The 21,436-nt window shown below is 70.5% G+C and carries 18 protein-coding genes; 11 read left to right on the plus strand and 7 right to left on the minus strand.

Translation table 11 applies throughout. The features are described 5' to 3' along the window. Nucleotides 1–95 precede the first annotated feature (95 nt). The 3 genes from EYW49_RS14280 (at nt 96) to EYW49_RS14290 (ending at nt 3,796) form a co-directional block, all read left to right on the plus strand. Nucleotides 96–1,613 (plus strand): sugar ABC transporter ATP-binding protein, encoded by a 1,518-nt coding sequence (locus EYW49_RS14280; protein WP_131310264.1) that lies wholly within the window; start codon nt 96–98, stop codon nt 1,611–1,613. A 16-nt stretch (nt 1,614–1,629) separates the two neighbouring features. Then, nucleotides 1,630–2,670 (plus strand): ABC transporter permease, encoded by a 1,041-nt coding sequence (locus tag EYW49_RS14285; RefSeq protein WP_131310265.1) that lies wholly within the window; start codon nt 1,630–1,632, stop codon nt 2,668–2,670. Nucleotides 2,671–2,737: 67 nt separating this feature from the next. After that, nucleotides 2,738–3,796, plus strand: coding sequence for a substrate-binding domain-containing protein (locus tag EYW49_RS14290; protein WP_131310266.1), 1,059 nt, complete (start codon nt 2,738–2,740; stop codon nt 3,794–3,796). 306 nt (nt 3,797–4,102) lie between these two features. On the opposite strand, the gene EYW49_RS14295 is transcribed toward EYW49_RS14290, so the two are convergent. Then, complete coding sequence (locus EYW49_RS14295; protein WP_131310267.1) at nt 4,103–4,306, minus strand: hypothetical protein; 204 nt, start codon at nt 4,304–4,306, stop codon at nt 4,103–4,105. Nucleotides 4,307–4,745: 439 nt separating this feature from the next. On the opposite strand from EYW49_RS14295, the gene EYW49_RS14300 reads away from it, so the two are divergent. Genes EYW49_RS14300 through EYW49_RS14310 form a run of 3 tightly spaced genes read left to right on the plus strand, consistent with a single transcriptional unit; the run spans nt 4,746 to nt 9,534 of the window. After that, nucleotides 4,746–5,330 (plus strand): O-acetyl-ADP-ribose deacetylase, encoded by a 585-nt coding sequence (locus EYW49_RS14300; protein ID WP_131310268.1) that lies wholly within the window; start codon nt 4,746–4,748, stop codon nt 5,328–5,330. Further along, nucleotides 5,330–6,403, plus strand: a complete 1,074-nt coding sequence (locus EYW49_RS14305; protein ID WP_131310269.1) for an efflux RND transporter periplasmic adaptor subunit — start codon at nt 5,330–5,332, stop codon at nt 6,401–6,403. The genes EYW49_RS14300 and EYW49_RS14305 overlap by 1 nt, the downstream gene beginning before the upstream one ends. Further along, complete coding sequence (locus tag EYW49_RS14310) at nt 6,400–9,534, plus strand: efflux RND transporter permease subunit (RefSeq protein ID WP_131310270.1); 3,135 nt, start codon at nt 6,400–6,402, stop codon at nt 9,532–9,534. The genes EYW49_RS14305 and EYW49_RS14310 overlap by 4 nt, the downstream gene beginning before the upstream one ends. 4 nt (nt 9,535–9,538) lie before the next feature. Here the strand turns inward: EYW49_RS14310 and EYW49_RS14315 are convergent, their stop codons facing one another. The 4 genes from EYW49_RS14315 to EYW49_RS14330 all read right to left on the minus strand — a co-directional run bounded on the left by EYW49_RS14315 (nt 9,539) and on the right by EYW49_RS14330 (nt 12,892). Then, complete coding sequence (locus EYW49_RS14315) at nt 9,539–10,180, minus strand: acyl-homoserine-lactone synthase (RefSeq protein ID WP_165498262.1); 642 nt, start codon at nt 10,178–10,180, stop codon at nt 9,539–9,541. A gap of 229 nt (nt 10,181–10,409) precedes the next feature. Next, complete coding sequence (locus EYW49_RS14320) at nt 10,410–11,132, minus strand: helix-turn-helix transcriptional regulator (RefSeq protein WP_131310272.1); 723 nt, start codon at nt 11,130–11,132, stop codon at nt 10,410–10,412. A 498-nt stretch (nt 11,133–11,630) separates the two neighbouring features. Further along, on the minus strand, nt 11,631–12,344 hold the full coding sequence (locus tag EYW49_RS14325; RefSeq protein ID WP_131310273.1) for a glutamine amidotransferase: 714 nt from the start codon (nt 12,342–12,344) through the stop codon (nt 11,631–11,633). A 68-nt stretch (nt 12,345–12,412) separates the two neighbouring features. Continuing rightward, nucleotides 12,413–12,892: a tellurite resistance TerB family protein gene (locus tag EYW49_RS14330; RefSeq protein WP_165498263.1), complete on the minus strand. Its 480-nt coding sequence runs from the start codon at nt 12,890–12,892 to the stop codon at nt 12,413–12,415. Nucleotides 12,893–13,080: 188 nt separating this feature from the next. Here EYW49_RS14330 and EYW49_RS14335 point away from each other — a divergent pair, with 188 nt between their 5' ends. The 4 genes from EYW49_RS14335 to EYW49_RS14350 are packed head-to-tail and all read left to right on the plus strand — an operon-like array spanning nt 13,081 to nt 17,720. Then, entirely contained in the window at nt 13,081–14,391 is a 1,311-nt protein-coding gene (locus EYW49_RS14335) for an acetylornithine deacetylase/succinyl-diaminopimelate desuccinylase family protein (protein ID WP_131310275.1), read from the plus strand. Further along, entirely contained in the window at nt 14,388–15,884 is a 1,497-nt protein-coding gene (locus EYW49_RS14340) for an ABC transporter substrate-binding protein (RefSeq protein ID WP_131310276.1), read from the plus strand. Before EYW49_RS14335 ends, EYW49_RS14340 begins: the two co-directional genes overlap by 4 nt. 43 nt (nt 15,885–15,927) lie before the next feature. Further along, nucleotides 15,928–16,878 carry an ABC transporter permease gene (locus EYW49_RS14345; RefSeq protein ID WP_131310277.1) on the plus strand — a complete coding sequence of 317 codons (951 nt, stop codon included), beginning with the start codon at nt 15,928–15,930 and terminating at the stop codon, nt 16,876–16,878. Then, entirely contained in the window at nt 16,875–17,720 is an 846-nt protein-coding gene (locus tag EYW49_RS14350; protein WP_131310278.1) for an ABC transporter permease, read from the plus strand. The genes EYW49_RS14345 and EYW49_RS14350 overlap by 4 nt, the downstream gene beginning before the upstream one ends. Here the strand turns inward: EYW49_RS14350 and EYW49_RS14355 are convergent. After that, on the minus strand, nt 17,712–19,919 hold the full coding sequence (locus tag EYW49_RS14355) for a glycoside hydrolase family 3 N-terminal domain-containing protein (protein WP_131310279.1): 2,208 nt from the start codon (nt 19,917–19,919) through the stop codon (nt 17,712–17,714). The genes EYW49_RS14350 and EYW49_RS14355 overlap by 9 nt on opposite strands. Before the next feature lie 240 nt (nt 19,920–20,159). Here EYW49_RS14355 and EYW49_RS14360 point away from each other — a divergent pair, with 240 nt between their 5' ends. Further along, a complete protein-coding gene (locus tag EYW49_RS14360; RefSeq protein WP_131310280.1) occupies nt 20,160–20,543 on the plus strand; it encodes a DUF2794 domain-containing protein in 384 nt (127 codons plus the stop codon). Between the two features lie 10 nt (nt 20,544–20,553). Here the strand turns inward: EYW49_RS14360 and EYW49_RS14365 are convergent, their stop codons facing one another. Then, nucleotides 20,554–21,297 (minus strand): DUF1223 domain-containing protein, encoded by a 744-nt coding sequence (locus tag EYW49_RS14365; RefSeq protein ID WP_228259619.1) that lies wholly within the window; start codon nt 21,295–21,297, stop codon nt 20,554–20,556. Between the last annotated feature and the right edge of the window lie 139 nt (nt 21,298–21,436).

Consider the following 21,436-nt stretch of genomic DNA (forward strand, 5'->3'; position numbering starts at 1 on the left):
AACGTTTGACAATTGAAACTGGCGTCGCTAGGGTGCCGGCAACGGGTCCGATAGAGACCTTCCGTGCCAGTGTATCCGTGGAGGCGGTCGGGGGCATGAACAGTGACACGGTGGATGCCGTTCGCGTCCGCGGCCTGACCAAGCGCTTCGGCAGCACCCAGGCGGTCGACTCCGTCGACCTCGACGTCCGGCGCGGCGAAGTGCTGGCGCTGATGGGTGCCAACGGCGCCGGCAAATCCACGCTGATCAAGATCCTGTGCGGCGTGCACCCGGCCGATTCCGGCACCATCGAGATCGATGGTCGCCCCGTCGCCTTCCGCTCGCCGCTCGAAGCGCGGGCCGCCGGGATCCACACCGTCCACCAACTGATCAACGACGGTGTCGTCCAGCAATTGTCCGTCGCCGAAAACCTGGTGCTCGACGAGATCTGTCGCCCCGACGGGCCGCGCATGCTGAGCCGCGACCGCATCCATGCCCAGGCACGGGACATCCAGGCGATCCTCGGTCTCGACCTGCCGCTCGGGCGGGCGATGAGCGAACTCGGCCAGGCCGAACGTCAACTCGTCGCCATCGCCCGTGCCCTGTCGCACGAACCCAAGCTCCTGATCCTCGACGAGCCGACCTCGTCGTTGTCGGAATCCGAGGCCTCGCGGCTGTTCGAGATCATCGAGGACCTGCGGTCCCGTGGGGTCGCCATCGTCTACATCAGCCATCGCATGTCCGACATCCGCCGCCTCGCCGACCGCGCGGTGGTGATGCGCGACGGCCGCTGGCGGGCCGAGTTCGCCGCGCCGTTCGACTTCGATGCGATCATCCACGCGATGATCGGGCACAGCGTCACCGACGGCGGCCGCGTCGCGGTGCCCGGCGGGCCCGTCGCGATGGCGCTGCGCGACGTGGTGCTGCGCCCGGGGGCCGAGCCCTTCGATCTCGATCTCTGCGAAGGCGAGGTGGTGGTGCTGACCGGGCTGATCGGCTCGGGCAAATCGGAACTGGCGGAATGCCTGTTCGGCACCCGCAAGCCGGTCTCCGGGCGTGTGCTGCTCGACGATGCCCCCTACGCGCCGCGCGATCCCGGCGACGCCATCGCCCGCGGCGTCCACATGGCCCCGGAGGATCGCGGCAACAGCTCGCTGGTCGTCGACTTCTCGGTCCGTCACAACATGACGCTGCCGTTCCTCTCCGTCTTCTCCCGCCTGACGCTGGTCGATCCCGAACGCGAACGGGTGGCGGCGGAGAAGCAATCCGGCGATCTCGGCATCAAATGCGCGTCGACCGACGCGCCGATCGTTTCGCTGTCCGGCGGCAACCAGCAGAAGGTCGTGCTCGGACGCTGGCTCCTGCAGCCCTGCCGCCTGCTGATGCTCGACGAACCTTTCCAAGGCGTCGACATCGGCGCTCGGCAGGACATCGGACGGCGTCTGCGCGAGACCGCCGACGGGCGCGCCACCCTGGTCATCTGTACCGATCTGGAAGAGGCGACCGAGATCGCCGACCGCATCGTGGTGATGCGCGACTTCTCGATCGTCGGATCGCATTCGATCGAGGGCATCTCGCTCGATCGACTGGTCCACCAGATGACCAGCGTGAAGTCCGCGACGACCCTGGCTTGATCGAGAGGCACTCCCCATGCAGACCCCATCCTCCGTCCAGACGTCGCCGGCGCCCGAACCGCGACGGGTCTCCTTCTCGCTGAAGGACTTCGTCATCAAGTTCGGTCTCCTGGTCATCCTCGCGGTGATGATCGTGGTGTTCTGGCGGCTCGAGCCGGCCTTCGGCAGCGCCCGCAACATGTTCTCGATCCTCCAGGCGGTGTCGGTGACGGCATTGCTCGCTCTCGGCGTCACCGTGACCCTGGCGATCGGCGGCTTCGACCTGTCGATCGGCTCGACCGCGGCGATGTCGCTGATGGCGTCGAGCTACGTGATGGTGATCCTCGACCTCGGCACGCTCCCGGCGATCGCCGTCTGCCTGTTTCTCGGACTGGCGATCGGCTTCGCCAACGGCATGTTGATCGTCAAGGGCCGGATTCCCGATCTGCTCGCCACCCTCGGCATGATGTTCCTGCTGCTCGGCCTGCAACTGATCCCGACCGGCGGCCGCTCGATCGCCAAGGGCATGACCCTGCCGAGCGGCGGCTCGGCCCAGGGCTCCTTCACCGAGACCTTCCTGGCGCTCGGCCGCTACCGCGTCTTCGACCTGATCCCGTTGCCGGTGATCGTCATGATCGTCGCTGCGATCCTCCTGTGGGTGTTCATGGAGCGCTCGCGCTACGGCCGCGTCCTCTATGCGATCGGCGGCAACGAGAAGGCGACCCGTCTCGCAGGGGCCCCGGTCGAGCGTTACAAGATCGCCGCCTACATGATTTCCGGCGGCTTCGCTTCGGTCGGCGGCATGCTGCTCGCCGCCCGTGTCGGTCGCGGCGACGTCTCGTCGGGCAGTTCGTTGCTGCTCGACTCGGTCGCGGCGGCGCTGATCGGCTTCGCCGTGCTCGGCGCCAAGAAACCGAACGTGTTCGGCACCGCGATCGGCGCCCTCTTCGTCGGCACTCTGCTCAACGGCCTGACGATGCTCAATGCGCCCTACTACGCCCAGGACTTCGTCAAAGGCCTGGTGCTGGTGCTCGCGCTGCTCTTCACCTTCGGATTTGCCTCCAGCAATCATCGATGACGTCGCCGACGCCATCCGTGACCAACCAAGAACGCAAAAAACGCGCACTACCCAAGGAGAGTCCACGATGTCCACAACACGGAGACATGTTCTCACCGCTCTCGCCGGCGCGTCGCTGGCGAGTGCCCTGCCGTTCTCGGCGGCACGCGCCGCCGGCATCGCCGGCGCGCCGGGAATCTTCGGCAAGCGCCAGGTCAAGATCGCGCTGGTGCGCTATCTGTCGACCGGCGACTTCTTCCAGTTCTATCTCGCCGGCGTCACCCGCCAGGCCGCCGCTCTCGGCATCGATCTGCACGTCCTCGACTCGCGCCAGGACGCCGCTCTCCAGGCGGAGATGTTGGCCCAGGCGATGAACATGGGCGTCGACGGCATCATCCTGCAGCACGGTCTGACCGAGACCCTGAAGGACCCGGCTGCCCGCGCCGTCGCCGAAGGCTTCAAGGTCGTCGCCTTCGACGTCAACTGCGAGAACCCGAAGATCCCGCAGATCGAACAGAACGACCGCGAACTCGCCCGCCTGTCGCTCGAGCAGGCGATCCGCGACAACGGCGAAGCCTTCAAGGCCGGCTACGTCTACGTCCCCGGCATCGCCCCCCTCGACCGGCGTGACGAGACCTGGCAGGCGGTCAAGAAGAAGTACCCGAAGATCGTCGAAGTCGCCCGTTGGGGGACCATGAACAACCCGATCGCCAATTCGGTCGCCGACCAGACCGCCGCGGTGCTGCGCGCCAATCCCGACATCAAGATGATCTTCGCGCCGTTCGACGAATTCGCCAAGGGCGTCAAGACCGCCGTCGACGAAGCGGGCCTGTCGAAGCAGATCAAGATCTATTCGGCCGACATTTCGACCCCCGACATCTCGGCGATGATCGAGAAGGACAGCGCCTGGTCCGCGACCACTGCCACCAACTCCGCCGTCGTCGGCGAAGTCTGCGTGCGCTCGCTCGCCCTGCTGCTCGCCGGGATCGATCCGGGCCGTGAAGTCGTGGTGCCGCCGACCCTGATCACGCAAGCCATGCTCGCCGAGAAGGGCATCAAGAACATGGAAGAACTGGCGGCCAAGATCCCGCAGTTCTCGCGCGCCGAAGTCGCCATGGCGCCGTGGATCCCGGAACCCAAGCGCTGAGCCGACGACGTTCACTGCGATCGACAGTCTTTCGGGCGGGCGCCGGACCGGCGCTCGCCCGATCGTGTCACGGCCGGTCCGTTCGGGTCCGAGACCGTTCGGCCCACGCGCCGTGTCCCCTCATGGCGGCCGGTGCCGGGCGGCGACCGATCGAGCGGCGGTGTCGGCGGTCGCCCGTCCTCGACGACGAAAGGGCACATTGCCAAAGAGCCGGGCATCGGTGTCGCGAATGCTGATCGTCGCTCGGCTGAATTCGAATGCGCGCGCCGCCGCGGCCCGGGGGCCACGGCGCCGGGCCGTCGCCGCTCAGGGCCGGCGGGTCTGGGCGTCGATCCGGCGGGCCACCAGGATCGACAGCGGGATCGCCACCACGAAGCCGAGCAGCGCGACGATCGGCAGCAGTTTCATCGCGTTCACGGTGAGCGACGGGACGGCGAGCACCACGGTGAGGGCGGCGCCGGCCACCGTGACCCCGAGGACGATCCAGACGAGTACGGCGATCTTCAACATCGGTGAGGTCCTCCCGAACGTATCGATGCGAGGGCGCGGCGGCGCCGCGCTCGACGAGACGCCGTCCAGAGGACAGGAAGTCGCGCTCCGCCCCCTTGATCGCGATCAAGCGCCGGCCGGCGATCGGCGAAGATGACGATCGAAGGCCGGGAAATGAATCCGGACGCGATCTCGAGCATCGACGAAGTCCAGAAAAGATCAGTTCTGTTCGGAATGCGGACACCCCGATCCGGGCGTTGATCGAGATCAAACGCTGACGTCGAAATAATGCCGAACTCGCGATTTTCGTCGCGACGACCATGAAAGCGCGCCGACATCGGGCCGGAAATCGCTCTACGCGTCGATCGGGTAACGCTCTACCGCAGCGCGCGACTGACGGGGGGTGACGAAACGTCACGACCCCGGCGAAGGCCCCTCGACCTCGCAATGCGTTGTGCCTATGTGTTCCGCGCGCACAGGTCGTCGAAAGGGCAACTCGGTGGCGGAAGACGACGAACATCGGCTGGGAACGCGGGTCTTCGCGGTGGTGGTGGCCGACATCACGACGTTGCGGGTCGATGCGATCGTCAATGCCGCCAATCCGTCGCTGCTCGGCGGCGGCGGGGTCGACGGGGCGATCCACCGGGCCGCCGGACCGCGCCTGCTCACAGCCTGCCGGGCGCTCGGCGGCTGTCCGACCGGCGAGGCGCGGATCACCGACGGCTTCGATCTGCCGGCGCGGCGGGTGATCCACACCGTCGGGCCGATCTGGCAGGGGGGCACCGCCGGGGAGCCGGCCCTGCTCGCCGCCGCTTATCGGTCGAGCCTCGCCCTGGTCGCGGCGGAAGGCCTCGCCAGCGTCGCCTTCCCGGCGATCTCCACCGGGGTCTACGGCTACCCGCCGGGGGAGGCCGCGGAGGTGGCGGTGGCCACGGTCCTCGACGCGAGCGCGGCGATCGACCATCTTCGCGTCGTGTTCTGCTGTTTCTCCTCTGTTTCGGCCGATCTCCATCGCGCCGTGCTGCACAGGATCTTGGGTTCGTGATGATCGGGTTGAAGGCAAATCGGGCGGTCGCGGTGGTGCTGATCGCGGCGGTCGGGGTGTGGATCGGGCTCGGCGAGTTCGGCCGCTCGGCGTCGAAGCCGACGCCGGTGCGCGGCGGCGAAGCGACGGTGGCGGCGAGCCGCAAGGTCGGCATCACGGTGGTCCATACCGAGGCCTATCGCCGGGCGCTGGTAGTGTCCGGCCGCACCGAGGCCAACAAGGCGGTGGCGATCTCGGCGCGCGGTCCCGGAATCGTCGAGGACCTGCCGGTCGAGAAGGGCACCAAGGTGGCGGCCGGGACGGTGATCGCCCGCCTCGCCGACGAGGGTCGGGCGAGCGCCCTGAAACAGGCCGAGGCCTTCCTCGCCCAGCGCAAGATCGAATATGAAGCCGCCAGCCGGCTGACCGAGACCGGGTCCAATCCGCGCCTCAACCTCACCGCCTCGCGGGTGGCGGTCGACAGCGCCGCGGCGATGCTCGACATGGCGCGGGTCGAGGTCGACAAGAAGACGCTGGTGACACCGATCGCCGGGGTGGTCGACCAGATCCCGATCGAGCGGGGTCAGGCGGTCGGCGAGGGGCGGTTGATCGCCACGGTGCTGGCGCTCGATCCGATCCTGGTGGTCGGCGAGGTCAGCGAACGTTCGGTCGGACGCGCCGCGGTCGGACGGCCGGCCGAGGTGCGGCTGGTCACCGGCGAGACCATCAAGGGGCGGATCAGCTACGTGTCGCGGTCGGCGGCCGAGCGTACCCGCACCTACCGGGTCGAGGTCGAGGCGATCAACACCGGCGACCGCATCGCCGGTGGGCTGACCGCCGAGATCACCCTGCCGTCGGAGCCGGTGCCGGCGGTGCGGTTGCCGCGCTCGGTGCTGACGCTGTCGGACGAGGGGGTGATCGGCGTGCGCTTCGTCGATGCCGAGGGCAAGGTCGGTTTCCGCGCGGTCGAGATTCTCGACGACACCGCCGAAGGCCTGTGGCTCGCCGGCATCGCCGATGCCACCCGGGTGATCGTCGCCGGCCAGGAGTTCGTCAAGGTCGGAACCCCGGTGGTCGCCGAGGTGGTGCGATGAGCCCGGTCGACATCGCCATCCGCAACTGGCGCCTGACGCTGGTGTGTCTGATCTTCACGCTGGTGGCCGGCGCCTTCTCCTATGTCGGCATCCCCAAGGAGGCCGAACCCGACGTCCGCATCCCGATCGTCTACGTCCAGCTCACGCTCCGCGGCATCTCGCCGGAGGATTCCGAGCGGCTGCTCTTACGGCCGGTCGAGACGCGGCTGAAGTCGGTGACCAACGTCAAGGAGATGCGCTCCCAGGCCTTCGAGGGCGGCGGCTACGTGCTGCTCGAGTTCAACGCCGGCTTCGACAGTTCGGCGGCGCTCGCCGACGTGCGCGCCAAGGTCGACGACGCCAAGCGCGACCTGCCGACGACCGCCGACGAGCCGGCGGTGCGCGAGGTCAATCTGTCGCTGTTCCCGGTGCTGGTGGTGACGGTGTCGGGCGACGCCCCGGAGCGGACGCTGACCACCCTGGCGCGCGAGTTGCGTCAGGCGATCGAACAGGTGCCCGGCGTGCTCTCGGCCGATCTGCAGGGCGCGCGCGACGATCTCGTGGAGATCAACGTCGATCCGATGCTGCTCGAATCCTACGGCGTGTCGCTCGACCAGCTGCTGGCGGTCGCCAACGGCTCCAACCAGTTGGTGGCGGCGGGGACGCTCGAGGGGCGCGAGGGCCGCTACGCGGTCAAGGTGCCGTCGCTGATCGAAGGGCTCGCCGACGTCGCCGATCTGCCGATCGTCGCCGGCCCCAACGCCGTGGTGCGCGCCGCGGAAGTCGCCACGGTCAAGCGCACCTTCAAGGACGCCACCACCATCACCCGCATCGACGGGCGCACGGCGATCGCCGTCGAAGTGGTCAAGCGCACCGGCGCCAACCTGATCGAGACGGTCGACGCGGTGAAATGGGTGGCCGGCGAGTTCGCGGCCAAGATGCCGGCCGGCGTCCATATCGGCTTCAGCCAGGACAAGTCGACCGACATCCGGCGCCTGCTCGGCGAACTGCAGAATTCGGTGCTGATCGCGGTGATCCTGGTCTTCGTGGTGATCCTCTACGCGCTCGGCTTCCGCGCCTCGACGATGATCGGGCTGGCGATCCCGACGTCGTTCCTGATGGGCATCATGTGGCTGTCGCTGGCCGGGCTGACGGTCAACATCGTGGTGCTGTTCTCGCTGATCCTCGCGGTCGGCATGCTGGTCGACGATGCGATCATCGTCGCCGAATTCGCCGAGCGGCGGATGGAGGAGGGGATGTCGCCGCCGGTGGCCTATTCGCTGGCGGCCAAACGCATGGCCGGGCCGGTGTTCGCGGCGACCGCCACCCGGGTGGCGGCGTTCTCGCCGCTGTTGTTCTGGCCGGGCGTGGTCGGCGAGTTCATGAAGTACATGCCGATCACGCTGATCGCCACGCTGTCGGCGTCGCTGATCTTCTCGCTGATCTTCACGCCGACCCTCGGCTCGCTGTTCGGGCGCCCGCCCAAGCACGAGGTGAAGAAGGTCGACGGGCTCTACATGAAGATCGTCACGCGGGCGGTCGATCACCCCAAGACGGTGCTGGCGATTGCCCTCGTCCTGCTGATCGCCGTGCCGCAGGCCTATGGCAAGCTCGGCAAGGGCGTCGAGTTCTTCCCCGACGTCGAGCCGGACTACGGGCTCGTCCATGTCCACGCCCGCGGCAATCTCAGCCTCGAGGAGAAGAACGGCGCGGTGGCGGCGGTCGAGGCGCGGCTCCTCGGCATGAACGAACTGAAGACCGTCTACACCCGGGTCGGCGAGCAGCGCGGCGGCTCCGGCGACGTCGCCGAGGACGTGATCGGGGTGATCCAGTTCGAACTGGTCGACTGGCGCGAGCGGCGGCCGGCGCGCGAGGTGCTGGCGGAGATCCGCGAGCGCACCGCCGAGATGCCGGGTCTCGAGATCGAGCCGCGCAAGCCGCAGGCCGGCCCGCCGACCGGCAAGCCGATCCAGATCCAGATCAAGGCCGCAGATCCGGCCAATCTGCCGGCGGCGGCGGCCAAGGTGGCGGCGATGCTCGGCGACCACCCGGAGGTGGTCGACATCGACGACGCCCGCCAGGTTCCGGGCATCGACTGGCGGCTGGAGGTCAAGCGCTCCGAGGCGGCGAAATACGGGGTCTCGGTCGGGACCGTCGGGTCGGCGGTGCAACTGGTCACCAACGGCCTGAAGCTCACCGACTATCGACCCTCCGACACCACCGATTCGGTCGACATCGTGCTGCGCTATCCGCCCGAGCGGCGGACACTCGCCACCCTCGACGAGATCCGCATCAACTCGGTCAACGGCTCGGTGCCGATCGCCAACGTCATGGAACGCAAGGCGGCGCCGCGGGTCGGCCGGCTCGATCGGGTCGACGGCGAGCGGGTGCTGACGGTCAGCGCCAACCTGCGCGAGGGTGTTCCCGCCGCCGACGTCCAGGCCAAGGTCACCGCCCAGATGGCCGGCCTCGATCTCGGCCCGGGGGTGCGCTGGAAGCTCAAGGGCGAGGACGAGGAACGGCGCAAGGCCTCGGCGTTCCTGTCCAAGGCCTTCGGCACGGCGCTGTTCCTGATCTTCGCTGTGCTGCTCGCCCAGTTCGGCAAGTTCACCTCGGTGGCGCTGGTGCTGTCGGCGGTGGTGTTCTCGACGATCGGCGTGTTCCTCGGCCTGATGGCCAACGACATGTCGTTCTCGGTGGTGATGTCGGGGATCGGCATCATCGCGCTGGCCGGCGTGGTGGTGAACAACAACATCGTGCTGATCGACACCTACGACCGGCTGATCCACGAGGGCTGGGAGAAGCGCGACGCGGCGCTCGAGACCTGTCGCGAACGCGCCCGACCGGTGGTGCTGACCGCGGTGACGGCGATCTTCGGCGTGCTGCCGATCGCCTTCGGCATCAACCCCGACCTGATCGGCCACGAGACGACGATCGGCGCACCCTCGACCCAATGGTGGATCCATCTGTCGAGCGCCATGGTGTTCGGTCTGGCCTTCGCCACCATCCTGACGCTGGTGGTGACGCCGTCGGCGCTGATGGTGTTCACCCGGCGGCGGCGGCCCGATGCCGGCGTGGCCGAGCTCGAATCGTCGGTCGAGACGGCGCTGGAGGATCCGGCGCGCCGGAGCGCGCCGGAAGGATCGGCCTGACGGCTCAGAGGCCGAGCGGGACGGTCGGAGCCGGACGCGACGCCGGCACCCGGACCGCGCCGGTGGGGGTGCGGCGGCCGCCGGCGCCGTCGGGATCGGCACCCTCCAGGGCGATCAGCATGCCGATCGCCTTCTCCCCGGCGATCGGGGTCGGCAGGCACAGCGGCTCGACGCCGAAGCCGAGCCGGCGCAGGCGCGACGCCCACACCGGGTGACCCTCGGCGGTCAGCTGCTCGACGCCGTGTTCGGCGGCCCAGTCGACGATGCCGCAGATCAGCTCGCGTTCGACCTCGCCCATCACCGCGCCGCTGCCGCGGTAGGCGGGATCGACGCAGTGGCGGGTCCATTCGCGGGTCTCGGGCCCGCGCGGCACCGCGCGGAAGCGACACAGCTCCGGCAACACGTCGGAGAGCAGGTGGCCGCGGGTGGTCGGCAGCAGGCGCGCATAGGCGACGACGCGGTCGCCGCGCATCACGCAGAGGTGGGTCGCCTCGGCGTGGTCGTAGGCGTCGATCTCGCGACCGTCGGGACGGGCGAGGTCGTGCCAGCCCTTTTCCTCGACGAAGACGCGGTGGCGAAGCCGCCACGCCTGTTCGAGGACGGGCAGGCGGTGGTCGGCGGTGACGTTCTCGATGGTTCTTATCATTCGGATTCCCCAGTCTTTCGGCTGCACGGACGGCGCGTGCGACGTGACCGATTCTCGGCCGCGTCGCAGGGAGACTCTGGTTGTCGACGAAGAAATTACAATCGAAGAGAGCGGGTACCGCTGCGCAACGGCCACCGCCGACGGCGGCGGGCATCGGTGTTTCCGGCAAGTGGCGTTCATCGGAGGGTGCGGTGGTGCGTCGAGCGCGCGACGGCCGGAGCCGGGAGGCTCAGTCGATCAGGCCGCGGCGGATGCCTTCGGCCACCGCCTGGGTGCGGTTGACCGCGCCGAGCTTGCGGGTCGCCGAGGCGATGTAGCCGTCGGTGGTGCTCTGGGACAGGCCGAGGATCGCCGAGATCTCCCAGGAGGTCTTGCCGGCGGCGGTCCACTGCAGGCATTCGCGTTCGCGCGGCGACAGGCGCGGGTGCTCGTCGACGTGCGGCGCCGGATCGAGCAGGGTGCGGATGCGCGACTGGGCGTACATGCCGACGAGATGGAGCACGGCGCGGTCGGCCGGCGACAAATCGACGGTCCGGGCGGCGAGCGACAGCACCGAGCGGCCGCGCACCCGGTCGTAGAGCGGCACGCAGAGGCCGTCACGCATGCCGATCGAGGCAGCTTCGTCCATCACCCGGCGCCCCATCGGGTCGGGTTTGAGGCCACGCATGACCTCCGACCAGACGAAGGGATCGGCGACGCTCTGCAGGCGTCGGGCGATCGGATCGACCTGGACGTAGTCCTGGGAGACGTAACGGTCGAGCCAGGCCTCGCTCCAGCCCGACAGCATGATGTAGCCGTCGATCCGGCGGCCGGGATCGGGTACGCCGGTGAGCAGGAACGAGTCGAAGCCGAATCCCCCGGCGATCCGGCTCAGGCGGGCCAGCATCTGATTCACGTCGACCTCTGCGGCGATGTCGCCGATGAAGTCGAGGGCGGTCTGCAACCGATCCATTGGAATCCGCCGTTGGACGCCTGCGTTCGCCGCAAACCCGGCCGGGGGGCGGGGTTCTCACCGGACGAGCCGCGACCCGACCCTCCCGACCCGCCGAGGGATCGAGCCCCGATCGGACGCGACGCATGCGAAGATAGCGCAACCTGCGGCGCGACCCAAGGCGATGTCGCATACGGTTGTCCGCAAGTCCCGGAAAAATCGTTTCGGATCGCCCGGTGACGCCGCGCTCCGGGTTTCGTGATCGTCCTCGCGCTTTCGCCATCATTCGGTCAAAGGGCGGCCACGCCCGGCGACCAAGATCATCCAATCGCAACGGACGGCCCGTCCGAACCGCCCCCGGTCGCCACCCCCCTGGACGATCCGGGCCGAGCGACGGTCGGACCCCCGCTGCGCCTGACGGCACACCACGCCCCCCCTGTCGCGTGTCGTCGGCCTCGCATCCCCCCGTGAGCGCCCGTCGACCCCGTCACCCTCCCCCGGTGGCGGGGTCGTCGCATGTCAGGGGGCGAGCCACAGGTCGAGGAACCGCTCGGTCCAGCGCAGGGTCTGGTGATCGTGCAGGCCGCGTCCCTCGAAATGATGGCGGCGCGACTGAGCGCCGGGCGCGCCGAGACGATGAGCGGCGCGCACCGTCCAGCGGTTCATCATCGCCCAGGTCAGTTCGGGATGGAACTGGACGCCCCAGGCGGCGCGGCCATGGGCGATCGCCTGATTGGGGAAGCGCTCGCCGGTGGCGAGCAAGGTGGCGCCGGTCGGCAGATCGAAGCCCTCGCTGTGCCACTGATAGACCTTGTCCGGCCAGTCGATGCGGGCGCGGCCCGCTTCGGTCGGCAGCAGTGGATACCACCCGACCTCGACCTCCTCGCGCTCGTGCGCGAACACCGTGCCGCCGAGCTGGCGCACCAGCATCTGGGCGCCCAGGCAGATGCCGAGAAACGGCTTGTCCTCGGCCAGCGGCACGCCGATCCAGTCGATCTCGCGGCGGATCCACGGGTCGGAATCGTTGGCGCTCATCGGTCCGCCGAAGATCACCGCGCCGGCGTGGCCGGCCATGGTCGTCGGCAGCGGATCGTCGAAGCGCGGGCGGCGGATGTCGAGGGCATGACCGCGGGCCTGGAGCATCTGGCCGACACGCCCGGGCGACGATTGCTCCTGATGCAGCACGATCAGGATCGGCAGCAGGGGCTCGGCGGATTTCGGCGGCGGCATCATCGGCCGGGGTTCTGGGTCGTTCGGGCGCGAGGGCGGCGGGAGCGCCGCGTCGCCGTGGTCGGAGACGGTCATCGGCCGGCCCGCGCGTCGGCGTCGTCCTGGTCGGCCTCCAGCCGCTTGCGGATCGCCACCCGCTCGTGCGGGGCGATGCCGAGGAGGTCGGCGATGCGCCAGACGAGATCGTCTTCGAATTCGTGCAGCGAGCCGTCGATCAGCGCCACCCGCAGCAAAGAGGCGAGCACCTCGTGGCGCTCGGCCATCGGCAGGCGGCGGGCGAGACCGGCGGTGAAGCTCTGGAGATCGGTCGATTCGCGGGTCGAGGCGCGCGCCGCGGCGACCAGGGTGCGCACCTGCGGTGCGTCGAGCCCGTAGCGGCGGCCGAGTTCGCCCTCCATGCCGGCCATCTCGCGCGGGGTGATGCAGCCGTCGACGGCGATCAGATGGAACATCAGGGCGGCGACCGCGAGCCGCGGGTCGTCGAGCTCCCAGGGCTCGCCCGGCGCCTCGGGGGCGAGATCGGCGAAGAAGCGCTTCAGGGCATCGAACATCGCGGCGCGGTCCGGGTTCCGGGGATCGGTGTTTCCACTATTGCAGAAGCGTGCGGTCGGTTCCATCCGCCTTCGGGCGAGCCGGGTCGCGGGCAGCGTCGTTGCGGGCTCCGGGCGAATGCCTATAGTCGGGGGCGTCCGCCGACCGCGGCCGTGAGGCGGCGACGATCGACCGGGGAGTGGGTGCGATGACGCCGTCACGGCTGTTCGAACGGATCGAGGCCAAACGCGACGCCCTGGTCGCGACCACCGCCGATCTGGTGCGCTTCGCCACGGTCAATCCGCCCGGCGCCGACTACGAGCCCTGCGCCCGCTACATCGGCGAGCGGATGGCCGGCCTCGGCTTCGCGGTCGACTACATCCGCGCGAAGGGCGCGCCCGGCGACGGCGACCGCCATCCGCGGATCAACGTGGTCGCCCGCCGCGCCGGTGCGGCGCCCGGACCGACCGTCCACATCAACGGCCACATCGACGTGGTGGCGGCGGGCGAGGGCTGGACCGTCCCGCCCTTCGCGGGGCTGGTCCGCGACGGCCGCGTCTGGGGCCGTGGCACCGCCGACATGAAGGGCGGTATCGCCGCGGCGATGATCGCCCTCGAGGCGCTGATCGAGGTCGGCGGGCCGCTGCCGGGGACGCTCGAACTGTCGGGCACCGCCGACGAGGAATCCGGCGGCTTCGGCGGGGTCGGCCATCTCGCCCGGCTCGGGCTGTTCGATCCCGGCCGCGTCGACCACGTGCTGATTCCCGAACCGCTCGGGGTCGACCGGGTGTGCCTCGGCCATCGCGGCGTGTGGTGGGCGGAAGTCGAGATCACCGGACGGATCGGCCACGGCTCGATGCCGTTCCTGGGGGTCAGCGCGATCCGCGGCATGGGCGACTTCCTGGCGCTGCTCGAGACCGAGCTGCTGCCGCGGCTGGCCGAGCGGACGACGCGGATGCCCTGCGTGCCCGAAGGCGCCAGGGCGGCGACCCTCAACCTCAATTCGCTGCACGGCGGCCTCGCGGAAACCGACGACGCCGGCCTGCCGGCGCCGCTGGTCGCCGATCGCTGCCGCCTGGTGCTCGACCGGCGCTGGCTGGTCGAGGAGAGCCCGGATTCGGTGCGCGCCGAAGTCGTCGAGCTGCTCGAGCGGGTCAAGGCCAAGCGCGCCGGGCTCGACTGGCGGATGCGCGATCTGATGAGCTTTCCGCCGACCATGACCGACCCCGAGGCGCCGGTGGTCGCGGCGCTCGACCATTGGATCCACCGGGTGTTGGGGCGGCCGTCGCGGCACGTCGCCTCGCCCGGGACCTACGACCAGAAGCATCTCGCCCGATTCGGCGGTGCGCTCGCCTGCGTGGCCTATGGACCGGGCGACCTGGAACAGGCACACCAACCCGACGAACACGTCGAGATCGACGATCTCGTCGCCTCCGCCAAGGTCCTGGCGGCGACGGTGGCGACGCTGATCGGCGTCGACTGGACGGCGGATGCCGAGACACGGGAGGGGACGTCATGAGAGCCATCGGGATCATCGCCGCGGCATGGGCAGCGAGCGTCGCCGTCGCCGGCGGGGCCGAGCCGGTGCCGGCCCCGGGCGCACCGGCCCGCGGCGACGTGGTGTTGTGCATGTCGCTGGAGCCGCCGGTGCTCGACCCGACCGCCGGAGCGGCGCAGGCGATCCGCGAAGTGACCTATGCCAACATCTTCGAAGGTCTGGTCGGGCTCGACCGCCACGGGAGGATCGTGCCGCGGCTCGCCGAAGGCTGGGACGTCGCCGCCGACGGGACGGTCTTCACCTTCCACCTGCGCGACGGGGCGATCTTCCACGACGGCACGCCGGTGACCGCCGACGACGTGCGCTTCTCCTTCGAGCGGGCGGTGGCGCCCGACTCCAAGAACGCCCAGAAATGGATCTTCGCGCCGATCGCGGCGATCGACACGCCCGACGCGCGCACGGTCAAGATCACCCTGAAACAGCCGTCGGCGAACTTCCTCTACGGCCTCGCCTGGGGTGATGCGGTGATCGTCGGCCGTGCCACGGCCGCGACCAACGCCACCAAGCCGATCGGCACCGGCCCCTACCGGCTCGACTCCTGGACCCGCGGCGATCGGTTGACCCTGGTCGCGACCGGCGCGTGGTGGGGCGGGCCGACGCGGATCGCCAAGGCGACCTTCCGCTTCGTCAACGATCCCCAGGCCCAGGTCGCCGGCATCAAGGCCGGCGATTGCGACGTGCTGACCAATCTCGCCGCCCCGGAAGCCGCCGATTCGCTCGCCGCCGATCCGAAACTCGCGGTGGTGGTCGGGCGCACCGAGGGCGAGACCATCGTCGCCATGAACAATGCCCGCAAGCCGCTCGACGACGTGCGGGTGCGCCGGGCGCTGGCCATGGGGATCGATCGCGACGCGGTCAATCTGGCGGTCGAATCGGGCACCGGCACACCGATCGGCAGCCATTTCTCGCCCAATCATCCGGCCTATATCGATCTCACGGCGATCAACGCCCACGATCCCGACAAGGCGCGGGCGCTGCTCGACGAGGCCGGGGTCAAGGGCCTGAAGCTGACGCTGAAGGTGCCGCCGCCGGCCTATGCCCGGCGCTCGGCGGAGATCGTCGCGGCGCAGCTGGCCGAGATCGGCGTCGAGGTGGCGATCCTGCCGGTCGAGTTCCCGCAGTGGCTCGAGCAGGTGTTCCGTGGCAAGGACTACGACCTGACCATCATCTCGCACACCGAGCCGCTCGACATCGGCATCTATGCGCGGCCCGATTACTATTTCAACTACGTCAATCCCGGCTTTCAGGAGTTGATGGCGACGATCGAGACCACCCCCGACGAGGCGGCGCGCGACCGCCTCTACATCTCGGCGCAGAAGATGCTCGCCCAGGACGCGGTCAACATCTTCCTGTTCATCCTGCCCAAGATCACCGTGACGCGCGGCGGGCTCACCGGCATGTGGACCGATTGGCCGCTGCCGGCCAATCCGCTCGCCGAGCTCGCCTGGCCATGAGCGGCGGGGCGGGGGCGCGGTCGGGCGGCGGAGGCGGGAAGCGGTGCGAGACCTGATCCTCGGCCGGTTGGTGCAACTGGTGGCGACGCTCCTCGGCGCGGCGACGGTGGTGTTCGTGGTCACCGAAGTCCTGCCCGGCGATCCGGCGGCGATGATCCTCGGGGTCTCGGCGACGCCGGAGACGCTGGCGGCGCTGCATCGGGATCTCGGCCTCGACCGGCCGGTGGTCTGGCGCTTCCTCGGCTGGCTCGGCGATCTGGCGCGCGGCGAGCTCGGCGAGAGCACCACCTATCGGGTGGCGGTGGCGAGCCTGATCGGCGAGCGGTTGGGGGTGACGCTGGCGCTGGCCGTGGCGGCGATCGGCCTGTCGACGGCGATCGGCCTGCCGGTCGGGCTGGCGGCGGCGGCGCGCGCCGGCGGCGCCTTCGACACGGGGGTGATGGTGGTGGTCGAGATCGGCCTCGCGGTGCCGGCCTTCTGGATCGGCATCCTGCTGGTGCTCGGCTTCTCGGTGACGCTCGGCTGGCTGCCGGCCGGCGGCTTTCCCGGCTGGGGCGGCGGGCTCGGTCCGGCGGCGGCGGCCCTGGTGCTGCCGGTGGTGGCGCTGGCCTTGCCGCAGGCGGCGATCCTGGCGCGGGTCACCCGCGGCGCGGCGCTCGAAGTGCTCTCCTCCGACTTCGTCCGCGCGGCGCGCGCCAAGGGCCTCGACCGCGGCGCGGTGATGCGCCGCCACGTCGCCCGCAACGCCCTGGTGCCGGTGGTGACCATCCTCGGGCTGCAGTTCTCGTCGCTGGTCGCCGGGGCGATCCTGATCGAGAACGTGTTCAACCTGCCCGGCCTCGGGCGGCTGCTGTTCCAGGCGATCTCCGGCCACGATCTGGTGGTGGTGCGGGCCCTGGTGACCCTGTTCGCCGGGCTGGTGGTGGTGGTCAACAGCGTCGTCGACGTCGCCTATGGGGTGATCGATCCGCGCCTCGGGCGAGGTGCGGCATGAGCGGGCCCGGGCGGCTGCTGCGATCGCCGTCGCTGGTGATCGGCGCGACGGCGACCGGGGCGATGGTCGCGGTGGCGGCGCTCGCCGTGGTGTGGACGCCGCGTTCGCCGACCGCGATGGCGGTGGCCGAGCGGCTGCAGGGGCCGTCGGCGCGCCATCTGCTCGGCACCGATCCGTTCGGGCGCGACGTCGCCTCGCAATTGATGGTCGGGGCGACCACCTCCTTCGCCATCGCCCTGGCGGCGATCGGTCTCGCCATGGCGGTCGGCACGGCGCTCGGTCTGATCGCCGCGGCGCGGCCGGGATCGTTCCTGTCGGGCCTGGTGCTGCGGGTCGCCGACTTCGCCTTCGCCTTCCCGGTGGTGCTGACCGCGATGCTGGTGGCGGCGATCCGCGAGCCGGGGGCGGCCAACGTGGTGGCGGCGGTGGCGCTGTTCAACGTGCCGGTGTTCGTGCGGCTGGTGCGCGGCGCGGCGCTGCAGGTGACGGCGCTCGACTTCGTCGCGGCGGCCCGGCTCGCCGGGCTCGGCGAGGCCCGCATCCTGATCGGCGAGGTGCTGCCCAACGTGCTCGGGCCGATCGTCGTGCAGGCGACCATCCAGTTCGCTCTGGCGATTCTGGCGGAGGCCGGCCTGTCCTATCTCGGCCTGGGCGTGCGGCCGCCGGCCCCGAGCTGGGGGCGGATGCTGGCCGAAGCCCAGACCTACATGGGCCGCCAGCCGGGGCTGGCGATCTTCCCCGGCCTCGCCATCGCCGTGTCGGTGATCGGCCTCAACCTGCTCGGCGACGGCTTGCGCGATCTCCTCGACCCCAAGGGCCGGCGCCGGCTGCCGTCAGGGTGACGGCGTGCCCTCGACCACGGTGACGTCGGCCGACAGCGTCGCGTCCGACGAGCCGCCGACGAAGACACGGAACACCCCCGGTTCGACGATGCGGCGGCCGGCGTCGTCGTGGAAGGCGAGATCGGCGACCGGCACCGACAGGGTCACCTCGCGGCTCTCGCCGGGGGCGAGGTCGACGATCGCCAGGGCGGCGAGCTGGCGCAGCGGCCGGCTGCGCGAAGCGACGAGGTCGTGGACGTAGAGCTGGACGATCTCGCGCCCCGGCCGGCTGCCGACATTGGCGACGGTCACTGCCACGGCGAGCGTGTCGGCGAGGCGCAGGCGATCGGCGACGACGCGCAGGTCGCGGTGGGCGAAGCGAGTGTAGGTGAGGCCGTAGCCGAAGGGGAACAGCGGGCTCGCCTCCTCGTCGAGATAGCGCGAGGTCAGGAGATCGGGGCCGGTCGGGCGGCCGCTCGGCAGCTGGTCGTAGCTGATCGGCACCTGACCGACGGCGCGCGGCAGGCTCATCGGCAGGCGCGCCGAAGGGCTCGCCTCGCCGAGCAGCAGGTCGGCCAGCGCCGCGCCGCCCATGGTGCCGGGCGAGAAGGTCCAGAGGATCGCCGCGACCTTGGGCAAGGTCTCGGTCAGGACCATCGGCCGGCCGGCGATGACCACCAGGACGATCGGCTTGCCGGTGGCGGCGAGCCGGGTCAGCAGTTCCTCCTGGTGATTGGGCAGGCCGAGGCGGGTGCGCGAGGTCGCTTCCGCGGTCATCCACCACGGCTCGCCGAGCACGGCGATCACCAGATCGGAGGCCGCGGCGGTGGCGACCGCCGCGTCGAAGCCGTCGGTCGAGCGGCAGGCGTCGTCGCACGGCGCGGAAAAGGTGACCTCGCTGCGGCCGGCGAGGCGGTCGCGCAGCTGGTCGAGGAGCAGCGGCACGTCCTCGCGGCGACCGGCGGCGCCCCAGGCGCCCATGTGGTCGCCGGCATCGGCGGCGGCGGCGCCGATCACCGCGATGCGCGGCGGCGGCGCCACCAGCGGCAGGCGGTCGGCATCGTTCTTCAACAGCACCACCGAGCGGCGGGCGACCTCGCGGGCGATCTCGCGGGTCGCCGGGGTGGCCAACGCCGCGGTCGCCGCAGCCGGATCGATCGCCGGCCGGGTCGCGTCGAACAGGCCGAGCCGATGTTTGACCCGCAGGACCCGGGTCACGGCGTCGTCGATGCGGGCCATCGGCACCCGGCCGGCGCGCACCAGATCGGGCAGCAGGCGCGGGAACAGGCGGCCGGCCATCTCGACGTCGAGCCCGGCATTGACGGCGAGTGCGACCGCGTCCGAATCGGTGGCGGCGAGGCCGTGGGCCTTCAGTTCCGAGACCGAATCCCAATCGGACACGACGAAGCCGTCGAAGCCCCATTCGCCCTTGAGCAGGGTGGTCAGCGCGAAGCGATTGGCGGTGACGGGGATGCCGTTGAGGGCGTTGAAGGCGGCCATCACCATCGGTGCGCCGGCGGAAAGCCCGGCATGGAAGGCCGGCAGGTAGACGTCGCGCAACTGCACGTCCGGGATCCAGGTCGCGGCATATTCGCGCCCGGCCTCCGCGGCGCCGTAGCCGACGAAGTGCTTCAGGGTCGCGGCGAGCCCGCCTTTGGCCAGCCCGCGCACGGTGGCCTCGGCGAACAGGCGCGACAGGAACACGTCTTCGCCCGGCCCTTCGACCACCCGGCCCCAGCGCGGGTCGCGCGACAGGTCGACCATCGGTCCGAGCGCCAGATGCATGCCCTGAGCGGCCGCCTCGCGGGCGGTGCCTTCGGCGGCCGCGGCGATCACCCGCGGATCGAAGGAGGCGGCGAGGCCGAGCGGCATCGGGAACAGGGTGCGGTAGCCGTGGATCATGTCCTGGGTGAACAAGAGCGGGATGCCCAGCCGGGTGCGGCGGGCGGTCGCGGCGATCGACGCGATGGTCGGGGCGTCGGGCGGACCGGACAGGGCGCCGATGCTCGAGCTCGTGACTTCCGAGAGATCGAAGTCCGGCGACCAGCCGCCCATGTACATCTGGCCGACCTTCTCCTCGAGGGTCATGCGGGCGAGGAGCGCGGCGATCTCGGCCTCGATGCGGGCGTCGCGAGGCGGGGCGACCGGGGCTTCGCCGGCGCCGGCGATGGCGGGCAGGAGGGCGAGGAGCAGCGACAGAGGACGCAGGAACCGGACCATGGGGAACTTCGTTTCGACGGGGCGGCGGGGCCGGCACCATCGCCGACCGACGGGCCGCGGTCAAACCGTCGGATCGATCGTCGGGCGGTCTGGCGCAACAGGATTGCGCCGCGAGGCCACCGGACGCCGCCGGCGGGTCTTGCCAGCGGCGGGCGGCTCGCCGATCATGACGGTTCGGCGACGGCGCCGTCCGGCAACGGCGGCGACCTCGGGCGAAGGTTTCGCGAAAGGACGTGCGCGGTGAGCGAAGCGGGCGGCGGCGAAGCGGCGGGGGCAGATTCGCCCGGCAGCACGGTGGTCGGGTTCCGGGCGCGGCCGGCAACCCGAGACGTCACCTTCGATCGCCGCGAGCTGTTCGAGATCCTGGCCGTCTACGGGCGGATGGTGGCGGCCGGCGAATGGCGCGACTATGCCATCGATCACCTGCCCGACCGGGCGGTGTTCTCGGTGTTCCGCCATGCCCGCGAGACCGCGCGATTCCGCATCGAGAAGGACCCGAAGCTGGCGGCGCGCCAGGGGGCCTATCGGGTGGTCGACCAGGGCGGGCGCATCGTCAAACGCGGCGCCGACCTGAAACGGGTGCTGGCGGTGCTGGAGACGGTGCCGAAGCTGGTCGACTGCTGAGCGGGACGCCTCAGGACGACGGGCCGGCCAGCACGCGGGCGCCGACGATCGGACCGGGACCGCCGTCGCGGTCGACCTGGACCAGTACGGCGCAGCCGCCGGAGCCGTCATGGGTGGCCTCGCGGCGCGGCAGTTCGAGCCGCAGGGCGGCGCCCTTCCACATGCCGATCGGCTGCATGCTGCGCACCAGGTGGGTGTAGGTGATGGTCTTGCCGGAATTCTCGCCGCGACCGATCGGCACGGTGCGGCTCTTCTCGTAATGCAGCAACCACACGGTGGCGGGGGGGCGCGGTCGGTCGTCGGGGGCGGCGCCGACCCGGATCACCAGGGCGTCGCCGGCGGTCTCGAGATCGATGGCGACGTCGAGATCCTGATGCTCGGCGGCGAGGCCGGCGAGGCGGCGCTCGATCGCCGGGCGGTCGGAGCCGACCGCATGGACGCGGCCGTTGATCACCACCTGCGGCGTATAGATCGCCCGGTCGCCGCGCATCTCGGCATAGGCGCGCTGGCGCTGGGAGAATTCCGGCCGGGCGGCGGTGTCCTTCCAGCCGAGGTAGTCCCAATAGTCGACGGCGAAGGACAGGGTGACCAGATCGGGATCGGCGCCGAGGCGTTGCATCAGCGCGTCGGCCGGCGGGCAGTTGGCGCAGCCCTGGCTGGTGAACAGTTCGACCACCGCGCGCGGGTGTCGCGAGGGGTCGGTCGCCTCGTCGGCGGCGACCACCGACGGCGCGGCGAGCGTCGAGATCAGCACGGCCAAGCCGGCGCCCAACGACGTTCCGGCGCATCTCGACGTCAGCGGTTTCAGAGCCCGGTCCTCCCCTCGGTGGTCGGTGGTCCGCCCGATCTCCGCGCCTTGCGCGGGTCGGACGATCCCTGCCGAGGGAAGACGT

This window comes from Siculibacillus lacustris, from assembly GCF_004328075.1.
Lineage (GTDB): Bacteria > Pseudomonadota > Alphaproteobacteria > Rhizobiales > Ancalomicrobiaceae > Siculibacillus > Siculibacillus lacustris.